The organism is Rhodococcus sp. p52 (genome assembly GCF_000763325.2).
Lineage (GTDB): Bacteria > Actinomycetota > Actinomycetes > Mycobacteriales > Mycobacteriaceae > Rhodococcus > Rhodococcus pyridinivorans.
On sequence record NZ_CP016819.1, the window covers coordinates 3156531 to 3174642 of the forward strand.

The 18112-nt window shown below is 68.3% G+C and carries 15 protein-coding genes and 3 pseudogenes; 7 read left to right on the forward strand and 11 right to left on the reverse strand.

Annotated features, from left to right (window positions below):
- The 5 genes and pseudogenes from IM25_RS14580 to IM25_RS14600 all read left to right on the forward strand — a co-directional run bounded on the left by IM25_RS14580 (position 1) and on the right by IM25_RS14600 (position 5396).
- Positions 1-2190 (forward strand): acyl-CoA dehydrogenase, encoded by a 2190-nt coding sequence (locus IM25_RS14580; protein WP_033096459.1) that lies wholly within the window; start codon positions 1-3, stop codon positions 2188-2190.
- A gap of 6 nt (positions 2191-2196) precedes the next feature.
- Positions 2197-3066, forward strand: a complete 870-nt coding sequence (locus tag IM25_RS14585) for a MaoC/PaaZ C-terminal domain-containing protein (RefSeq protein ID WP_033096460.1) — start codon at positions 2197-2199, stop codon at positions 3064-3066.
- Positions 3063-3719, forward strand: coding sequence for a PaaI family thioesterase (locus tag IM25_RS14590; RefSeq protein WP_065996138.1), 657 nt, complete (start codon positions 3063-3065; stop codon positions 3717-3719). Before IM25_RS14585 ends, IM25_RS14590 begins: the two co-directional genes overlap by 4 nt.
- A 41-nt stretch (positions 3720-3760) precedes the next feature.
- A pseudogene (locus IM25_RS14595) lies at positions 3761-4178 on the forward strand (SDR family oxidoreductase).
- Positions 4179-4214: 36 nt separating this feature from the next.
- Positions 4215-5396 carry an alpha/beta hydrolase family protein gene (locus IM25_RS14600; protein ID WP_033096462.1) on the forward strand — a complete coding sequence of 394 codons (1182 nt, stop codon included), beginning with the start codon at positions 4215-4217 and terminating at the stop codon, positions 5394-5396.
- Positions 5397-5405: 9 nt separating this feature from the next.
- Here IM25_RS14600 and fdhD read toward each other — a convergent pair whose 3' ends face one another.
- Positions 5406-6236: a formate dehydrogenase accessory sulfurtransferase FdhD gene (fdhD, locus tag IM25_RS14605; protein WP_033096463.1), complete on the reverse strand. Its 831-nt coding sequence runs from the start codon at positions 6234-6236 to the stop codon at positions 5406-5408.
- Between the two features lie 300 nt (positions 6237-6536).
- Between fdhD and IM25_RS14610 the strand changes: the two genes are divergently transcribed.
- On the forward strand, positions 6537-7874 hold the full coding sequence (locus IM25_RS14610) for an ammonium transporter (protein WP_006551153.1): 1338 nt from the start codon (positions 6537-6539) through the stop codon (positions 7872-7874).
- An 84-nt stretch (positions 7875-7958) separates the two neighbouring features.
- On the opposite strand, the gene IM25_RS14615 is transcribed toward IM25_RS14610, so the two are convergent.
- From IM25_RS14615 to IM25_RS27630, 10 genes and pseudogenes are all read right to left on the reverse strand, one after another.
- Positions 7959-8606, reverse strand: coding sequence for a helix-turn-helix domain-containing protein (locus IM25_RS14615; RefSeq protein WP_024100581.1), 648 nt, complete (start codon positions 8604-8606; stop codon positions 7959-7961).
- Between the two features lie 128 nt (positions 8607-8734).
- Positions 8735-9925, reverse strand: a complete 1191-nt coding sequence (locus tag IM25_RS14620) for an NAD(P)/FAD-dependent oxidoreductase (RefSeq protein WP_006551155.1) — start codon at positions 9923-9925, stop codon at positions 8735-8737.
- A 57-nt stretch (positions 9926-9982) separates the two neighbouring features.
- Positions 9983-10543, reverse strand: a complete 561-nt coding sequence (locus tag IM25_RS14625; RefSeq protein ID WP_065996139.1) for a HutD family protein — start codon at positions 10541-10543, stop codon at positions 9983-9985.
- Complete coding sequence (locus tag IM25_RS14630; RefSeq protein WP_006551157.1) at positions 10544-11773, reverse strand: allantoate amidohydrolase; 1230 nt, start codon at positions 11771-11773, stop codon at positions 10544-10546. It abuts the gene before it with no gap.
- Between the two features lie 46 nt (positions 11774-11819).
- Complete coding sequence (locus tag IM25_RS14635; RefSeq protein ID WP_065996140.1) at positions 11820-13148, reverse strand: FMN-binding glutamate synthase family protein; 1329 nt, start codon at positions 13146-13148, stop codon at positions 11820-11822.
- A 46-nt stretch (positions 13149-13194) separates the two neighbouring features.
- Entirely contained in the window at positions 13195-13893 is a 699-nt protein-coding gene (locus tag IM25_RS14640; RefSeq protein WP_050993466.1) for a protein glxC, read from the reverse strand.
- 53 nt (positions 13894-13946) lie between these two features.
- A complete protein-coding gene (locus IM25_RS14645) occupies positions 13947-14834 on the reverse strand; it encodes a glutamine amidotransferase (protein ID WP_033096465.1) in 888 nt (295 codons plus the stop codon).
- 41 nt (positions 14835-14875) lie between these two features.
- Positions 14876-16252 (reverse strand): type III glutamate--ammonia ligase, encoded by a 1377-nt coding sequence (gene glnT, locus IM25_RS14650; protein ID WP_006551161.1) that lies wholly within the window; start codon positions 16250-16252, stop codon positions 14876-14878.
- 202 nt (positions 16253-16454) lie between these two features.
- A pseudogene (locus IM25_RS26910) lies at positions 16455-16856 on the reverse strand (acyl-CoA dehydrogenase family protein); the annotation flags it as partial.
- Positions 16768-17322, reverse strand: a pseudogene (locus IM25_RS27630) (amidase); the annotation flags it as partial. The pseudogenes IM25_RS26910 and IM25_RS27630, both read right to left, overlap by 89 nt.
- Before the next feature lie 410 nt (positions 17323-17732).
- On the opposite strand from IM25_RS27630, the gene IM25_RS14670 reads away from it, so the two are divergent.
- A complete protein-coding gene (locus IM25_RS14670; RefSeq protein WP_006551167.1) occupies positions 17733-18110 on the forward strand; it encodes a cupin domain-containing protein in 378 nt (125 codons plus the stop codon).
- Positions 18111-18112: the final 2 nt, after the last annotated feature.

The window sequence follows — 18112 nt, forward strand, 5'->3', positions numbered from 1 at the left end:
ATGACTCTGGGATTGAGCGACGAGGACCGCGAGCTCCGTGATTCCGTACGCGGCTGGGCGGCACGACACGCCACACCCGACGTGATCCGCACGGCCGTCGAAGCGAAGACGGAAGCCCGCCCGACGTACTGGAGCTCGTTCGCCGAACTCGGCATGCTGGGATTGCACCTGCCCGAAGAGGTCGGAGGCGCCGGTTTCGGACTACTCGAAACGGCGATCGTCGCAGAAGAACTCGGACGGGCCATGGTGCCGGGCCCGTTCCTTCCGACCGCGATCGTGTCCGCGGTCCTCGACGAGGCCGGCCGTCGCAGCGAACTCGACGGGCTCGCGGACGGTTCGCTGTTCGGTGCGGTCGCCCTGCAGCCGGGGGACCTGCGCGTGGAGCGCGACGGCGATTCCGTCACGCTCTCGGGAACCTCCGGTGTCGCCCTCGGCGGCCAGGTCGCGGATGTGTTCCTGCTCGCGGCCGACGACGGTGGTGAGCGGGTCTTCGTCGTCGTGACCCGTGACCGGGTCGAGGTCACGAACCTGCCCAGCTACGACGTGATCCGCCGCAACGCCGAGATCACCGTGAGCGCCCTGAGGTTGTCCGACGGGGACGTGCTGAGATCGGACCCGCATCGGATCGTCGATATCGCCGCGACCTTGTTCGCCGCCGAGGCCGCCGGTCTCGCGGACTGGGCGACCACCACCGCCGCGGACTATGCGCGGGTCCGCAAGCAGTTCGGCCGTGTCATCGGACAGTTCCAGGGTGTCAAGCACACCGTCGCCCGGATGCTCTGCCATACCGAACAGGCCCGGGTCGTGGCCTGGGATGCTGCCCGTGCGCATGCCGAGGACGTGTCGGACGACGAGGCGTCGCTCGCCGTCGCAGTTGCCGCGTCCATCGCCCCGGAGGCCGCCTTCCAGGTCACCAAGAACTGCATCCAGGTGCTCGGCGGTATCGGCTACACCTGGGAGCACGACGCCCACCTGTACATGCGGCGCGCTCAGTCGCTCCGGATCCTGCTCGGCTCCACGGCGTCGTGGCGGCGCCGGGTCGCCCACCTCACGCTCGACGGTGCCCGCCGCGTGCTGAGCGTCGATCTTCCGCCCGAGGCGGAACGGATCCGCGCCGACGTCCGTGCCGAACTCGAGCCGGCGAAGTCGTTGGAGAACGCAGCGCGGAAGGCGTATCTGGCGGAGAAGGGCTACACCGCTCCCCATCTGCCGGAACCGTGGGGCAAGGCCGCCGACGCCGTCACGCAACTCGTCGTCGCCGAGGAACTGCGCGCCGCCGAACTCGAACCGCACGACATGATCATCGGCAACTGGGTGGTGCCGACCCTGATCGCGCACGGCAGTACCGAGCAGATCGAGCGATTCGTCCCGCAGTCGCTGCGCGGGGATCTCGTGTGGTGTCAGCTCTTCTCCGAGCCCGGCGCCGGGTCCGACCTTGCGGGCCTGTCCACCAAGGCCGTCAAGGTGGACGGCGGATGGAGGCTCGATGGCCAGAAGGTGTGGACGTCGATGGCGCGGGTCGCGGACTGGGGCATCTGCCTCGCCCGCACCGACGCGGAAGCGCCCAAGCACAAAGGCCTGTCCTACTTCCTGATCGACATCAGGAACACCGAGGGGCTCGACATCCGGCCGCTGCGGGAGATCACCGGCGAAGCCTTGTTCAACGAGGTGTTCCTCGACGGCGTGTTCGTGCCCGACGAGTGCCTCGTCGGCGAGCCCGGGGACGGATGGAAGCTCGCCCGTACCACCCTCGCGAACGAACGCGTCTCCCTCTCGCACGATTCGACTTTCGGTGCCGGCTGCGAGACCCTCATGGCGCTCGCGAACGGTATGCCCGGTGGGCCGGACGACGAACAACTCACCGTCCTCGGCAAGGTTCTCGGCGATGCCGCGTCCGGTGGCCTCATGGGTCTGCGCACCGCTCTCCGCTCCCTGGCCGGTGCACAGCCGGGTGCCGAATCCTCCGTCGCCAAGCTCCTCGGCGTCGAGCACCTCCAGCAGGTCTGGGAGACCGCGATGGACTGGGCCGGTACTGCGTCGTTGCTCGACGACCAGGACCGAACTTCGGCGACCCACATGTTCCTCAACGTGCAGTGCATGTCCATCGCCGGTGGGACGACCAACGTCCAGCTGAACATCATCGGTGAGAGGCTTCTCGGCCTGCCCCGCGATCCCGAGCCCGGAAAGTGACGCCCCATGCCCATCGATACCGATGTCGCGCTCTCCGCTGCGCCCACCGTCCGCGATGCCTCGTGGACCGAACGCGATGTGATCCTCTACCACCTCGGTCTGGGTGCGGGTGTCGACTCGCTCGATCCCGCCGAACTGCGGTGGGTGTACGAGAAGGACCTGCGGGTCCTGCCGACCTTCGCGATGGTCGCCGGTCAGGGTGTCTCTGCCGGTGCGGTGACACAGGCCGGACTGAGCCTGCCGGGAATCGACATCGACCTGCGCAGGATCCTGCACGGTGGCCAGTCTGTCACCGTGCACGCCCCGATCCCGATCTCGGGTTCGGCGACCGTCTCGTCTCGCATCTCCGATGTGTGGGACAAGGGCAAGGCCGCCGTGATCGTGCTCGAACAGTCCGCAGTGGATGCCGACGGAAACCCGTTGTGGACCAGTGCGATGCAGATCTGGGCGCGCGGTGAGGGCGGCTTCGGCGGAGACGCCGGGCCCCATGTGTCGAACGCAGTGCCGGAACGGGACGCCGACAAGACCCTGGTGTCACCTACGAGCACGCAACAGGCACTGGTGTACCGGCTCAGTGCCGACATGAACCCGCTGCACGCGGATCCCGAATTCGCGAAGACAGCCGGTTTCGATCGGCCGATCCTGCACGGACTCGCCTCGTACGGTGTCGTGTGCAAGGCCGTCGTCGACGGTGTGCTCGGTGGAGACCCGACCCGGGTCCGGTCGTTCTCGGTCCGCTTCGCCGGCACGCTGTACCCCGGGGAGACGATCGAGACGGAGGTCTGGCGAGACGACGACACCCTCACCCTGCTCGCCACATGTCCCGAGCGCGACGGGCAACCGGTGCTCACCCACGCCACGATGGAGAGTCGATGAGAGTCGACCCGGACACCCACCCCGTCGTCGAACACGCGCCCGACGGTACGGTTCTGACCTCGGCACCGCAGGACACCGCCGTCGACCGCGCCACCGCCGCCGCGCGGCGCGTGGTGGACGCGTTGCTGCGCACCGACCGTGGCAACGCGAATCTCGAGCGGGTCGCCGAAGAGCTCGACAATATCGCCGAGCACCTCGAGGAGCACGCTCCCGAAGTGCGGGAGCGACTGATCGACATGTGGCACGGGGAGGGCGTCACCCGGCACGATCCGGTCACCGGTCCGGAGAACGCGCTCGCTCCGCCGCTGGTGTTGGCCGGTCGCGAAGACGGATCGGTGGAAGGCGTCGTCGAACTGACCTTCCCGTACCAGGGCCCGCCCGGGCACGTGCACGGCGGAGTCTCCGCCCTCCTGCTCGATCACACGCTGGGTGTGGCGAACGCCTGGGCCGGGCGCAGCGGCGCCACCGCACAGCTCAACGTGCGGTACCACCGGCCGCCCCCACTGTTCGAGCCGCTGACGATCACCGGTCGTCTGGTCGAGCAGGACGGCCGCAAGATCAACACGGTCGGCGAGATCAGGACCGCGGACGGCACGGTGTGCGTGTCCGTGGAAGCGCTGTTCATCGACAGGACGGTTCCCCGTCCTCGCTGACGGCCTGCGCCGCACACGCCGTCGTATCGGAAAGGAACGGCATCGGGAAGTTGGACGGGCGGGTGGCGATCGTCACCGGCGCCGGGATGGGGATCGGCCGCGGATTTCGTCCCGACCGACGTCACCGACCGCGCACAGGTGCACGCCATGGTGGATGCCGCGGTGCGCGAATTCGGCACTGCGCAGCACGACCGTACTGCGGCTCGGGAATGGGCATCGAAACTGGTGTGCTGCAACGTGATCTGCCCCGGCGTGCCGAGCGCGGCATACAGACGGGTGGCGGCGGCCGACCCGCAGATGGCCGCCACGCAGGTCGCGGCGAACCCGATGGGCCGCATCGGCGACCCTCTCGACGACATCGGCACGGTCGCAGCCTTTCTCGCGAGCGACGACTCCCGCTATCCCACAGGCAACACGCTGTTCGTCGACGGCGGTAGCCACGTCAACGGCGTGCAGTGAGCGCCGAACGTGGACTGACATCCCAACGGAGGATTCATGCTCTCTCGTACTTCCCGGCGTGTGATGGCAGTACTCGCCGCAGCGTCGATGCTCGGCATCACGTCCTGCTCCGACTTCGGCGACGACGCCGAGGAGACTGCCGGGGGACCCGGCTCCCTCGTCACCGAACGCACCCTCACCGGTACGGCGGCGCTTCCCAGCGCGTCGCGAACGCATCTGATCACCTACCTGTCCGATGGTGCCGATCGGCGCCCCACCCTCGTTTCGGGCACGGTCGCGATCCCCGAGGGAGAAGCGCCCGCCGGAGGCTGGCCCGTGATCAGCTGGGCGCACGGCACCACCGGGGTCGGTGACGCCTGTGCGCCGTCCGCCGACACCCCCGGTGGTCCCGCCCACTCCTACATCAGCAGGACGACTGCCATGCTCGACCGGTGGGTCGCAGACGGCTACGCCGTGGTCCAGACCGACTACGAAGGCCTCGGCACACCGGGCGGACATCCCTACATGAACGGAGACAGCGCAGCCGACAGTGTCGTCGACATCGTGCGTGCCGCTCGTCAACTCGATCCGGCTATCGGCACCCGATGGATCGCGATGGGACACAGTCAGGGCGGGCACGCCGCGCTGTATGCGGCGGCTCGTGGCACGGAACGCGCCCCTGAACTCGAACTGCAGGGCGCGGTCGCCTTCGCCCCGGGCAGTCGCACGAGTGAGACGGCCGAGTACTACGCGAGCGCCGGACCCGCGATCGGTCCGGCGCTCGGGTTCCTGCCGGTGCTGCTGCTCGGAGCGCAGGCGGCGGACCCGAGCATCGACGCCGACGCGATGCTCACCGACGCCTCGCGCCCCTTGCTCGACGCCGCGCGCACCGGGTGCATGGACGACATCCGCGAGGTGGCGAGCACGGTACCGGTGGATCAGGTGTTCGCTCCGGATGCGGACCTCGAACCGCTCCGTGAGTACTACGCCGGTCAGGAGGTCGAACCGCTCACCCTGAGGGTGCCGACGCTCGTCGTGCAGGGAAGCGACGACGCGCTGGTACTGCGTCCGGTCACCGATCAGGTGACCGCGGCGCTGTGCGGCAACGGAGCCGACCTGAGCTATCGGGTATACGACGGAGCCGATCACCGAGCGGTACTCGAGGAGTCCGTCGACGACGTGCGGGCGTTCGTCGACGGAGTACGCGCGGGCGAGGCGCAGGACGGCACGTGCGGTTGATGCCGCCGATCAGTCGGTCTTGATGCGTTCGGGGACGGTGTAGACGTTCATCGTGTCGCCGCGGAGGAAGCCCACGAGGGTGAGGTCGGACTCCGCGGCGAGATCGACGGCCAGCGACGACGGCGCCGAGACCGCCGCGAGCACGGGGATCCCGGCCATGACCGCCTTCTGCACGAGTTCGAACGAGGCGCGTCCGCTCACCATGAGCACGCTGTGCGAGAGCGGCACCCGGTTGTCGGTCAGGGCCCAGCCGATCACCTTGTCGACGGCGTTGTGCCGGCCGACGTCCTCGCGCAGGGCCAGCAGCGCCCCGTCGGGGGTGAACAGTGCGGCCGCGTGCAGACCGCCGGTCGACTCGAAGACCTGCTGGTGCCGACGCAGCGTGTCGGGCAGTTCGGTGAGGGTGTGCCTTCCGATAGAGGTGGTGCCGGCATCCTTCAGTGGATATCGCGTGCGCGTGCGCACCTCGTCGAGCGAGTTCTTCCCGCACACCCCGCACGCGGAGGTCGTCGTGAATGCGCGTCGCCCCGTCCCTTCGGGGACGGTGACGCCGGGCGCGAGGGCGACGTCGAGAACGTTGTAGGTGTTGGCGCCGCTCTCGTCCACCCCGTCGCAGTAGCGAACGGCGGCGATGTCCTCGCGACTGCCGATCATCCCTTCGGCCAGCAGGAATCCGTGGACGAGATCGACGTCGTGACCGGGGGTGCGCATCGTGATGGTGAGCGACTCACCGCCGACCCTGATCTCGAGCGGTTCCTCGACGGCGAGGGTGTCGGGACGTCGCGTCGCCCTGTCCGCAGTGATGCGCAGTACCGGTCGACGTGTCGTGACCCGTCCCATCGTCTACCTCCCAGATGCGTGCAGCGGTTCGAGCCGTCGTTCCCGCGGAACCCGGGCAGGGCAGGGATACCCGGGTGGCACAGGTTGTGCACACCGCGGGATGTGGCGTCTCGTCCTCCATACTGCCTGCCCGGACGCAACGGCATCCCCGTCCGGTGAACTGCGGTGGCGTTACACGAAGTTCACCCGCGCCTCGCAGGGACATTACAGAGTGGGTCCACTCTCAGGGGACGGTGATGAATGTGGGTCACCGACTGACGTAGGGGTCGTGAACCCCGGGATCGAACAGGGTGGACTTATATGGAACAGGCACTCGCGGCCGCCGATACCGCCTGGGTTTTGGCGGCGTTCACAGCAGTCGTACTGATGGTTCCGGGCCTGGCGCTGTTCTACAGCGGCATGCTCGGAGTCAAGAGCGCGCTCAACATGATCATGATGGTGTTCGGTGGATTCGCCGTCACAGCCGTCCTGTGGGTGCTGTTCGGTCCGGCCGCCGTGCTCGGTGACAGCGTCGGGGGCCTCGGCCTCATCGGCGATCCCTTCACCGACATCGGTCTGGGCTCGCTGCTCGAGGAGGACCCGGACGGAGGGATGCCCGCCGCACTGACCGCGGCCTTCCACCTCCTCTTCGCAGGCATCACGGTGGCGATCATCGCCGGTGGTGTCGCGGACCGGATGAAGTTCTCGGCGTGGCTGGTGTTCTCGGGCATCTGGGTCGTCCTCGTCTACTTCCCGGTCGCGCACTGGGTCTTCGCCTTCGACGACGAGGAAGCGGGCACGAAGGGCGGATGGATCGCCAACACGCTCGCCGCCCACGACTTCGCCGGCGGCACCGCCGTGCACATGAACTCGGGTGTCGCGGCGCTGGCACTCGCCATCGCACTCGGTCGCCGCCGTGGATTCCCGCACGTGGCACGTCCCCACAACCTGCCCCTCGTCGTGCTCGGTGGCGGAATCCTGCTGTTCGGCTGGTTCGGCTTCAACGGCGGTTCGGCGGGCGGCGCCAACCACACGGCCGGTGTCGTCGTCCTCAACACGCTCGTCGCCGCGATGGCCGGCCTGCTCGGCTGGCTGATCGTCGAACGCATCAAGGAGAAGCACGCGACGACGCTCGGTGCCATCTCGGGCGTGATCGCCGCACTCGTGGGCATCACGCCCGCAGCGAGCCTCGTGTCCCCGCTCGGTGCCCTGCTGATCGGCGTGGTCTCCGGTGCCGTCGGCTGCTTCGCCGTGAGCTGGAAGTTCCGCATGGGCTACGACGACTCACTCGACGTCGTTGCCATCCACCTCATGGGCGGCGTCGTAGGCACCACCCTCATCGCCTTCGTCGCGACGGCCGCCGCGCCGGCCGGTGTCGACGGTCTGTTCTTCGGCGGCGGGATCGACTTCCTCGGACGCCAGATCGTCGCGATGGCCGCGGTGTTCGCCTACTCGTTCGCGGTGACCTTCCTGATCGCGAAGGCGCTCGACAAGATCATGGGCATCCGGGTCGACACCGAGACGGAGATGCGGGGCATCGACGTCCCGGTCCATGGGGAGACGGCCTACGTGATGGACTCGTTCTCACCCACCGGTCCGTCGACGCTGCGTCCCGAGGCGTTCGCCGAGGATCGCGACGTGATCGTGCCCAAGTCCTGACCGGCGAGCTTCACCGATCGAACGGCAGGAGCCCTCACCGCACCGGGCGGTGAGGGCTCCGTCGTGTTCACGGTTGCCGGTCGTTCACGGCTGGTGATTGTCGGGATACGCCGTGACGGCGAGGAACCGGATGGGCAGCTTCAGCAGCTCGTTCGGTCCGTGCAACCCTTCGCCGTCGAGGAGCAGGGCGTCGCCCGGTTGCAGGTGGTACTCGGAATCGCCGTGGCCGTAGAGCATCTCGCCCTCGAGCATGTACAGCAATTCCGTGCCGGGATGCTGGAAGAGCGGGAAGACGTCGCTCGCATCGGTGAGGGTCACCAGCACCGGTTCGAGTCTCTTGTGCTGTCCCCGCAGCGCGCCGAGCAGTTCGTAGTGATGGCCCACCCGCGTACCGCGACCGACGATCTCGGCGCCGTGCCCGTTCTTGGTGAACACCGCGTCGCGGTGCGCGTCCGCGCCCCGGAAGAGCGAGGTGACGGGGACGTCGAGGCCGACGGCGAGCCGGGCGAGCGTCGACAGACTGCACGAGGTCTGGGCGTTCTCGATCTTCGAGAGCATCGCCTTGGAGATCCCCACCTTCGCGGCCATGTCGCCGACGGACAGGCCGCTGGCCAGCCGCAACGACCGCACCTGGTGGGCGATCGCGCGCTCGAGATCCACACCCGTCGGGGTGCCGCGCGGAACTTCGCGTCCGGAATCGTCGTACAAGACGGGACGATCTGGGCTGGCCATCTCGTCAGCGTAGCGTGTGTCCACCGGTGGTGAACGCCGCAATGCAGACATGGCGGTGCCCTCCACAGATCCGGACGACAGGGATCCGGCCGGGTCCGTGGAGGGCACGAGTGCTGAGTAGGTGGGGATCAGCGCATCTCGCCGGCGCCTTCGTAGGGGTTGAGACTCAGGAGCAGATCACCCTCCTCGAAGCGGGAGAAACGGAAGTCGTCCGGGTTCACGTTCGGAAGGTCGGTCTTCCCGTCGATCAGCAGGTCGGCGACCAGCTTGCCCACCGCGGGGGAGATCTTGAATCCGTGCCCGGAGAATCCCGTCGCCAGGAACAGACCCTCGACCGGTGCCGGACCGATGACGGGGTTGTAGTCCTCGGTGACGTCGTAGGCACCGACGTACGAACTGGTGATCCGCGGGTCCGGCATGTCGGGAAGGCGGTTGCCGAGCTTCATGATGTTCTTCTCGATCGTCGAGTCGTCGGCGCGGTTCACGTACTTGTCGGGATCGATGTACTGCGGCGTTTGATGATCGGAATTGCCCACCAGGAGTTCACCGTTCGGCTCACGGCAGATGTACTGCAGACCCGCCAGATCGGACAGCACGGGCACCTCCGGGGTCGGGACACCCTGGTCGACGAGAACCAACTGCGCGCGCTGCGCCCGGACGTCGATGTCGACGCCGACACCGGCGACGAGTGCCGGCGTCCACGGTCCCGCCGCGACGACGACCTGCTCGGCGTGCACCTCGGACCCGTCGGCGAGAGTGACGCCGTAGACCCGGCCCGCGGCGTTCTGCAGCAACGACACCACCGGGGTGCTCTGTCGGATCTTCACGCCCATCCGACGTGCCGTTGCACCGAACGCCATTCCCGCCATGTAGGCCTCGCCGCGACCGCCGAGCGGTTCGTAGGCGAACAGGGCGAAATCGTCGAGGTTCAGGCCCGGCCACAGTTCGGCCATCTTGTCGTGGGAGATGAGTTCGGTGGCGATGCCCAGGCCCTGCATCATCTCGATGTTCGCCTCGAGCGGCTTGACGTTGTTCTCCGCGACACCGACGACGTAACCGCACCGGCGGAATGCCATGTCGTCGCCGAAGATTTCGGTCGCCCTGGTGAAAATATCGACGCCGTACCAGGACATCGCGGCCAGCGAAGGGGTGCCGTAGTGGCACCGCACGACGCCGCTCGATTTACCGGTCATGCCCGAGCAGAGGGTGTCGCGCTCGAGGACGAGGACGTCGGTTTCGCCGCGGTCGGCGAGGGAGTAGGCGATGGCCAGGCCTTCGAGGCCGCCGCCGACGATCAGAAACTTGGTCGTGTCCGTCACCTGAGGATCCTTTGTTCGGTCGGCCTCCGAATCAGGAGGTCGGTGGGGGAGTCGATGTCAGAGGGAGGAAGTGGGTTCGATGCGGACCAGTAGTCCGGTGGCCGACGAGCCTCGTAGGGTGACGGCCTCGCCGCGGATCAGGACGCAGTCCCCGGGCGCAGCTCGTTCGGTACCGGCCTGCACCGAGCCCGATCGCACGTAGAGGGCCGTGACACCATCTGCGGCGGTGTCGCACACCGTGTCGAGCGCGAAGTACCCGACGGCCGCAGTGGCGCCCCCGCGCTCGGTCATGACATTGAATGCACGGGTGGCGCCTGGGGGGACGCAGTGGGGCGCGTCCTCACCGGCGAACGAGTGTGGACGCCACGGATCCAGCGAACGGGGTCCGTGGCCCGAGTCGAGGTCGGCGCCGTGCTCACCGATGACGGTGAAGATCCGTTCCGTGCCGGGAAAGGCCGAGAACTCGCTGGGCTCGGAGCCCAGCTCGGCCACGCTGATCCGCCACAGTGGACGGCCGGAGGGGCCGTCGGGTCCGGTCGCGACCTCCTCCGTGATCCCGGCGCCGTTGCGCCAGGGCACCCGCCGCCGCTCGCCGGACCGGATCACCTGCGCGGCCACCTAACTGCCCGTCGTCCAGTCCGCCATGATGTCGGCCAGCGCCTGCGCTCCGATGTTGCAATCGTCGGCCTCGGCGAACTCGTGCGGTGAATGCGAGACACCGGTGGGGTTGCGCACGAACAACATTGCGGTGGGAACCTTCTCCGAGAGGATGCCCGCGTCGTGTCCCGCCTGGGTGGGCAGTACCGGGATGTCCCCGAGATGCGACAGCGCGCGGCGCAACCGTTCGCGCGGTCCGGCCGGGAACTCGACGATCGGGGTGATCGATTCGGCGAAGACATCGAGTCCGATCTCGTCCGGCAGGCAGTGCTTGCGGGCCTCGGCCTCGATCTCGGCGACCAGCGTCGTCAGGGTCTCCTCGTCCGCGGCGCGAGCGTCGAGCCAGGCCTTGATCTCGGAGGGGATCGCGTTGGCCCCGTTGGGCAGCACCTCGAGTTTGCCGAAGGTGGCGACCGCACCGGCCGCCGCGGCACACGAGCGGGCGCTGTGCACCGACGAGGCGTAGGCGAGCATCGGGTCGCGGCGGTCCACCAGGCGCGTGGCTCCGGCGTGGTTGGCCTCACCGGTGAAGGTGAACTGCCATCGGCCGTGCGGCCAGATCGACGACGCGACCGCGACCGGTGCATCGACGAGGTCGAGGGCCCGGCCCTGTTCGACGTGAAGTTCGACGTACACCCCGACCCGGTCGACGAGGGTGGGGTCGGTGCCGATGTGTTCGGGCACACGACCGGCGCGGGTCATGGCCTCGGCCAACGTTATTCCGTCACGATCACGCAGGCCGAGCGCACGCTGCGGAGCGAGCGCCCCGGTGGTGAGCTGACTGCCCACGCAAGCCACACCGAAGCGGGCACCCTCCTCGTCGGAGAACGCGGTGATCGCGATCGGCACGGTCGGGACGATGCCGCGCTCACGGACCAGATCGACCGCGGCGAACGCCGAGACCACGCCCAGTGGTCCGTCGAACGCGCCGCCGTCGGGCACCGAGTCCAGGTGCGAACCGGTGACGAAGGCGTCGGTGGGATCGCCTTCCCAGCCGACGGGGAGCCACCACGCCCACAGGTTCCCGTTCCGGTCCTCTTCGACGTCCATGCCGCGCTCGGCGGCGCAGCCGCGGAACCACTCGCGGAGAGTGAGATCTGCTTCGCTCCAAGCGAATCGACGATAGCCTCCGGTCGTCGGATGCTTACCGACATCCAGGATCGATGCCCAGAGCGTGTCGAAGGCGGTCATATCTTGTGTCCTCTCGGGAAGTGCGGTGGCAGGCCTGTCGCCACGGTCAGAAGGCGCTGCGGCCGGGGATCCAGTCGGTGCCGGCCAGGGGCACCCGAGCCATCGCGGCGGCCTCCATCGTGACCGCGACGAGGTCCTGCGGTTCGAGATTGCGCAGGTGCGACTTGCCGCACGCCCGGGCGATGGTCTGGGCCTCCATGGTGAGCACCCGCAGGTAGTTCGCGAGGCGGCGGCCACCCTCTACCGGATCGAAGCGGGCCTGCAGGTCGGGATCCTGCGTGGTGATGCCGGCGGGGGCCTTGCCGTCCTGGAAGTCGTCGTAGAAACCGGCTGCGGAGCCCAGCTTCTCGTATTCGGCCTGGTACTTCGGATCGTTGTCGCCGAGGGCGATCAGCGCGGCCGTGCCGAGGGCGACGGCGTCCGCGCCGAGGGCCATCGCCTTGGCAACGTCGGCGCCGGAGCGGATACCGCCGGAGACGATCAGCTGCACGCCGCCCGGGGTGCGGTGCACACCCATCTCCTGCAAGGCCTGCACCGCCTGGGGGAGCGCGGCCAGGGTCGGGATGCCGACGTGCTCGATGAAGACGTCCTGGGTGGCAGCGGTGCCACCCTGCATCCCGTCGACCACCACGACGTCGGCGCCGGACTTCACGGCGAGCTTGACGTCGTAGTAGGTGCGGGTCGCGCCGACCTTGACGTAGATCGGCTTCTCCCAGCCGGTGATCTCGCGCAGTTCGAGGATTTTGATGGCGAGGTCGTCGGGGCCGGTCCAGTCGGGGTGCCGGCACGCGCTGCGCTGGTCGATGCCCACCGGCAGGGTACGCATCCCCGCGACCCGCTCGGTGATCTTCTGCCCGAGGAGCATGCCGCCGCCACCGGGCTTGGCGCCCTGGCCGAGCACGACCTCGATGGCGTCGGCCTTGCGGAGGTCGTCGGGGTTCATGCCGTATCGCGACGGAAGGTACTGGTAGACGAGGTGCTTGGACTGCCCACGTTCTTCCGGGGTCATGCCGCCGTCGCCGGTGGTGGTGGACGTGCCGACCTCGCTGGCGCCACGCCCGAGGGCCTCCTTCGCGCGACCGGACAGCGCACCGAAGCTCATTCCGGCGATCGTGACCGGGATGTCGAGGTGCAGCGGGTACTTCGCGTTGCGGTCGCCGAGGACGACGTCGGTCTCACACTTCTCGCGGTAGCCCTCGAGTGGGTAACGCGACATGGACGCGCCGAGGAAGAGCAGGTCGTCGAAGTGGGGAACCTTGCGCTTGGCACCCCAGCCGCGGATGTCGTAGATGCCGGTCGCGGCGGCGCGCTGGATCTCGTGGATGACGTTGCGGTCGAAGGTGGCCGACTCACGCAGTCCGGGCTGGAAGGTCATGGAAGTCTCCTCGGGGGTCGAGCGGGCGGAAGAACGTCGGGGGCTCTCAGTAGGCCGAAGCGTTGTCGACGTGGAAGTGGTAGAGCTGCCGGGCCGAGCCGTAGCGGGTGAACTCGGCCGGGTCGGCGTCGAAACCGGCCGTGTCGAGCAGTTCCTGCAGCTCGGCGATGTGCTCGGGGAGCATCTCCTTCTTGACGCAGTCCGCACCGAGCGAGGCGACGCTGCCCCGCACGTAGATCCGCACCTCGTACAGTGAATCGCCCAGGGCCTCACCGGCATCGCCGAGGACGACGAGTCGGCCGGCCTGTCCCATGAAGGCGCTCATGTGACCGATATCACCGCCGACGACGATGTCGACGCCCTTCATCGAGATGCCGCAGCGTGCGGCGGCATTGCCTTCGATGACCAGCAGCCCGCCGTGGGCGGTCGCACCGGCGGACTGCGAGGCGTCGCCGGTGACGCGCACACTGCCCGACATCATGTTCTCCGCGACCCCGACGCCGGCGTTGCCATCGATGGTCACGTGGGCGTGCTGGTTCATCCCGGCTGCGTAGTAGCCGACGTGGCCGTCGATGCGGACGTCGATCGGCCGGTTCAGGCCGCAGGCGAGTGCGTGGGCGCCTTGCGGGTTCACCACCTCGATCGAGGCCGGGGCCTCCATCGCGTGCAGTGCCGCATTGAGTTCGCGGGTAGTGGTCGTCGCCAGGTCGTAGGTGGCGGTCGGGAGCAGGGTATCGGTGGTCATGATTGCCTCCGGGGATGAGATCGGGACGGCGGAGTCGGGATTCGCGCGGCCGGTCAGCGTCGCCACACGTAGACCCGGTCCGGCTCGGGTTCGAAGATGCGGGCGTCGGCGATGCCGGGAAGTCCTGCCAGGGCGCGGAATTCCGAGGCCATCGCGACGTAGGCGTCGCACTCGGCGACGATCGCGGGCTTGCAGGCGATCGGATCGCGGACCACGGCGAACGAATCGGAGGTGGACACCAGCAGGGTGTAGAAGCCGTCGAAGCGTTCACCGAGCAGACGCAGTGCCTTCTCCAGGTCGGCGCCCTCGGCGAGGTGTTTGGCGACGAAGCGTGCGCCGACCTCGGTGTCGTTCTCGCTGTCGAACACCACGCCCTCGTCCTCGAGTTCGCGCTTGATCGACAGGTGGTTGGAGAACGAGCCGTTGTGCGCGAGGCACTGGTCGGGGCCGACGGCGAAGGGGTGCGATCCTGCTGCGGTGACGGCGGATTCGGTGGCCATGCGGGTGTGGCCGACACCCTGCCGGCCGGAGGCGGCGGGCAGGCCGAAGGTCTCGGCGAGATCGCGGGGATCGCCGGTGCCCTTGAGGACGGTCACGTCGTCGCCGAAACCGATGACGGTCGCGGTGGGGGCCAGCGTGCGGACGGTGTCGGCGAGCAGGGTCGCGGGGACGGGGGCGTGCAGCACGGTGGTGGGGGCGAGATCGAGCGCCCCGACGGTCACACCCAGTGCATCGCCGACGGCGGTGGCGAGGTCCGAGGGTGCGTCGAGCACCGAGACCGACGACTCCCCGGCGGGGGAGAAGACCGGGTTGCCGTAGACGGCGACGCCCGCCGAATCCGGTCCACGGTCCACCATCTGCCCGAGCATCCCGGTCAGCAGGCTGCCCAACCGGGGCTCGAGCGAGGCGTCTCGCAGATGAAGTCCGACGATTCCGCACATGGTCGTCTCTCCTGTTCGATGGGTCTGGAAGCAGTCGGTGGTCAGAAAGCGGTCAGATAGCTGTCGATCTCCCACGGGGTCACGGTGTTGTGCCAGTGGAAGAACTCCTCGCGCTTGAGGGAGGCGAAGTAGTCGGCAACGCCCGCCCCGGCTGCGTCGAGTGCGCCGGAGACCACCGGATCGGCCTCGAGGGCGTCCATGGCGTGCAGCAGCGTCATCGGCAGCGTCGCGGTGCCGCCGGTGCCCGGCTCGCCGGGATCGAGGTCGCGTTCGATGCCGTCGAGGCCGGCGGCGACGGTCGCGGCGGTGGCGAGATAGGGGTTGGCCGAGCCGTCCCCGCCGCGCAGTTCGACGCGGTTGGCGTCGGGGACGCGCAGGTAGTGGGTGCGGTCGTTGCCGCCGTAGGTCGCGTAGCGCGGCGACCAGGTGGCGCCGGAGGCGGTGCTGGTGGCGCCGGTGCGCTTGTAGGAGTTGACCGTCGGTGCGATGACACCCTGCAGGGCGCAGGCGTGCTCGAGGATGCCGGCGACGAACGAGTAGGCGGTCTTGGACAGTCCGAGTCCGCAGGAATCGTTCGCGTCGGGGAAGACGGGGGTGTCGCCCTGCCACAGCGACAGGTGCATGTGCATCCCGGAGCCGGTGCGATCGGCGAACGGCTTGGGCATGAAGGTCGCGGTCATGCCGCGCTGCTCGGCGAGCACGGAGATGAGGTAACGCAGGGTGATGACGCGGTCGGCGGTGGTCAGGGCGTCGGCGTACTGGAAGTTCTGCTCGAACTGCCCGTTGCCGTCCTCGTGGTCGTTGGCGTAGTTGCCCCATCCGAGGGTGTTCATCGCCGAGGAGATCGACGTCAGGTGCTCGTACATGCGGGTGACGTCGCGGGCGTCGTAGCAGGGCTGGCGGGAGGTGTCGAGGGCGTCGGCGGTGCGCAGGGTTCCGTTCTCGTCGCGCTGGACGAGGAAGTACTCGATCTCGGTGCCCACCTTGACGCTCAGGCCCTTGGCGGCGGCCTGCGCGAGCGCGGTCTTGAGGATCACCCGCGGGGCGTACGGCCAGGGCTTGCCCTCGACGTAGGGGTCGCAGTGGACCAGCGCCAGGCCCTCGCGGACGAAGGGGATGGGGGTGAAGGACGAGACGTCGGGGATGGCGACCAGGTCGGGGTCCTTGGGGACCTGGCCCATCGAGCCCGCGGCGTAGCCGGCGAAACCGACACCGTCGGTGGCGAGCTCGTCGACGGATTCGACGGGAACCAGCTTGGCGCAGGGCTTTCCGGACAGGGTGGTGAAGACGGCGAGGATGAAGCGGGTGCCGGTCGCGTGTGCGAGCTCGGCCAGACCGGCGGTGCCGGAGGTCTCGGGGGACCGGCCGTTCGTGGACGGGAGGCGCAGCACGGATGTGTCGGTGGCTTCCAGCGTCATGGGGGCTCCTCGGTTCGACGAAGTTTCACTGTAGGAATCGCTGTCGAATAGAAGGAAACACGGTATCCATGACGGGCGTGTTACGCAACCGTGAGATTGCGGTGACGCTTGGCGTGGAAACCGCCCTGTATGCGAACGACAAACAGCGGCGGGACGGTCGAAGGACCGTCCCGCCGCTGCGATGTTCGTGTGAGCGAGGGTTCTATCGGAGACCGAACGAGTTCCCGATGATGTCGCGCTGGATCTCGTTGGTTCCGCCGTAGATCGTCGCGCCGAGGGCCGCGCGCACGTGCCGCACCATGTCGAACTCAGTGGAGTAGCCGCCCATCATCTGCATGCACTCGAGGGCTGTGTTCTTGGCGACCTCCGTCGCCTCGAGTTTGGCCATCGACGACGCCCGCGCCAGACCCTAGAGGTCGTCGAAGGCACGTTCGGCGACGCCGAGCATCTGGGCGGCGAGGATCAGCCGCTCGGTCGCCGGCCCGGGCATGAGCTGGGACCAGTCCTGGCCGACCTCACCGACCACCGAGTCGGCGGGCAACTCGCAGTCGGAGAAGTAGGGGTCGTCGACCTCGGTACCGTTCAGGGTGTCGATGCCCTTGACGGCAACGGTGCTGGAAATCGTCCATGCGGAGGCGGAATCCGTCCAGTGCCCGCGGGCACCGGCGACCTCGGCGCTGGTCAGCTGCATCGCGGCTCCCGGACTCGCCCGCTCGTAGCGGGGTCAGCAGCTCCGGATCGTCGAGCAGATGGGCGCGTTCGCGCAGCCCGTCGTCGAGCACGAGCGGCCCGAAGATCTCGTTCCACCCCTGGATCGGGATGTCGGTCTCGACGACCTCGTGCCCGAGATCCGACAGGATTCCGGCGACGGTCTCGACGGTGCGGGCGACCGCGGGATCGACCGGACGTCCGTCCGGGCGCCGGAAGAAGGCGATCCGCCGGTGCCGCACCGCGGTGCGTTCGAAGGTCGTCTCGGCGAGGATCTCCGTCATGATGCGGGTTTCGTCCACCGTCCAGGCCGGCGGGCCGGCGGTGACGAAATCAGTCATCGCGCGGAACCCCCGTTCGTCCGCGCACGATCCGGTGGTCGGCTTGAACCCGACGAGCCCGCGGCGCGCAGCCGGGCGACGGCACCGGAGTCGGACCGGGCGATCCGCCCGCGCTGGGTCGGACTACGTCTGGTACGCGCAGGACGCCCTGCAGGAGACGCCCATACCGCTCGAACGGGCCGCCGAGATCGTCACGCGTATCTGGCATCGCGCCCTCTTCGATCCCGGCCGCTGACGGATGTTCCGTCCAGGTTCCGGGGAACCTCCTCGAGGGTCCGGATTCCCTTGCCCTCGAGAGGAATCGGTTACGCGCGTTAACAGAACTGCAACCATCGCTGCGTTTCTTCCCATTATCGTCTGTTTCACGTCAGCGATCGACGTTCTCGTTGCACACCGCGCGTTCGCGCATTCCTTCCCTTTGAGGAGTTGCCATGTCCGAGACCACCACCGTGCCCGCATTCCGAGTGACCTCCGGTTTCTGGAAGAACCTCCCGCAGATGTCGGTCGACGAGTTCCCGGGAACGAAGGGCTACATCGACGACGTCCACCCGAATCCCGAAGGCTGCCCCATGGCCTCCGGCTACTTCCGTCTCGAACCCACCGAGGCGCCCCTCGACTACACCTACGAATACGACGAGATGAAGGTCGTCCTCGACGGCGAGTTCCGCCTCGAGAACCTCGACACCGGCCAGGTCGAGATCGCCCGTGCGTACGACGCGATCTTCTTCCCCAAGGGATCCCGCATCCGCTTCACCACCCCCGAAGGCGCGCTCGCCTTCTACGTCGGCCTCCGCTCCTTCGCGCCCTAGGA

What these genes read in the sequence shown, in the direction of transcription:
- IM25_RS14630 (WP_006551157.1), bottom strand. Translation starts at nt 11,773, where the DNA reads ATGACCGCCTTCGACACGCTCTGGGCATCGATCCTGGATGTCGGTAAG.
- IM25_RS14635 (WP_065996140.1), bottom strand. Translation starts at nt 13,148, where the DNA reads ATGACCTTCCAGCCCGGACTGCGTGAGTCGGCCACCTTCGACCGCAAC.
- IM25_RS14640 (WP_050993466.1), bottom strand. Translation starts at nt 13,893, where the DNA reads ATGACCACCGATACCCTGCTCCCGACCGCCACCTACGACCTGGCGACG.
- IM25_RS14585 (WP_033096460.1), top strand. Translation starts at nt 2,197, where the DNA reads ATGCCCATCGATACCGATGTCGCGCTCTCCGCTGCGCCCACCGTCCGC.
- glnT (WP_006551161.1), bottom strand. Translation starts at nt 16,252, where the DNA reads ATGACGCTGGAAGCCACCGACACATCCGTGCTGCGCCTCCCGTCCACG.
- IM25_RS14580 (WP_033096459.1), top strand. Translation starts at nt 1, where the DNA reads ATGACTCTGGGATTGAGCGACGAGGACCGCGAGCTCCGTGATTCCGTA.
- IM25_RS14615 (WP_024100581.1), bottom strand. Translation starts at nt 8,606, where the DNA reads ATGGCCAGCCCAGATCGTCCCGTCTTGTACGACGATTCCGGACGCGAA.
- IM25_RS14645 (WP_033096465.1), bottom strand. Translation starts at nt 14,834, where the DNA reads ATGTGCGGAATCGTCGGACTTCATCTGCGAGACGCCTCGCTCGAGCCC.
- IM25_RS14610 (WP_006551153.1), top strand. Translation starts at nt 6,537, where the DNA reads ATGGAACAGGCACTCGCGGCCGCCGATACCGCCTGGGTTTTGGCGGCG.
- fdhD (WP_033096463.1), bottom strand. Translation starts at nt 6,236, where the DNA reads ATGGGACGGGTCACGACACGTCGACCGGTACTGCGCATCACTGCGGAC.
- IM25_RS14590 (WP_065996138.1), top strand. Translation starts at nt 3,063, where the DNA reads ATGAGAGTCGACCCGGACACCCACCCCGTCGTCGAACACGCGCCCGAC.
- IM25_RS14670 (WP_006551167.1), top strand. Translation starts at nt 17,733, where the DNA reads ATGTCCGAGACCACCACCGTGCCCGCATTCCGAGTGACCTCCGGTTTC.
- IM25_RS14600 (WP_033096462.1), top strand. Translation starts at nt 4,215, where the DNA reads ATGCTCTCTCGTACTTCCCGGCGTGTGATGGCAGTACTCGCCGCAGCG.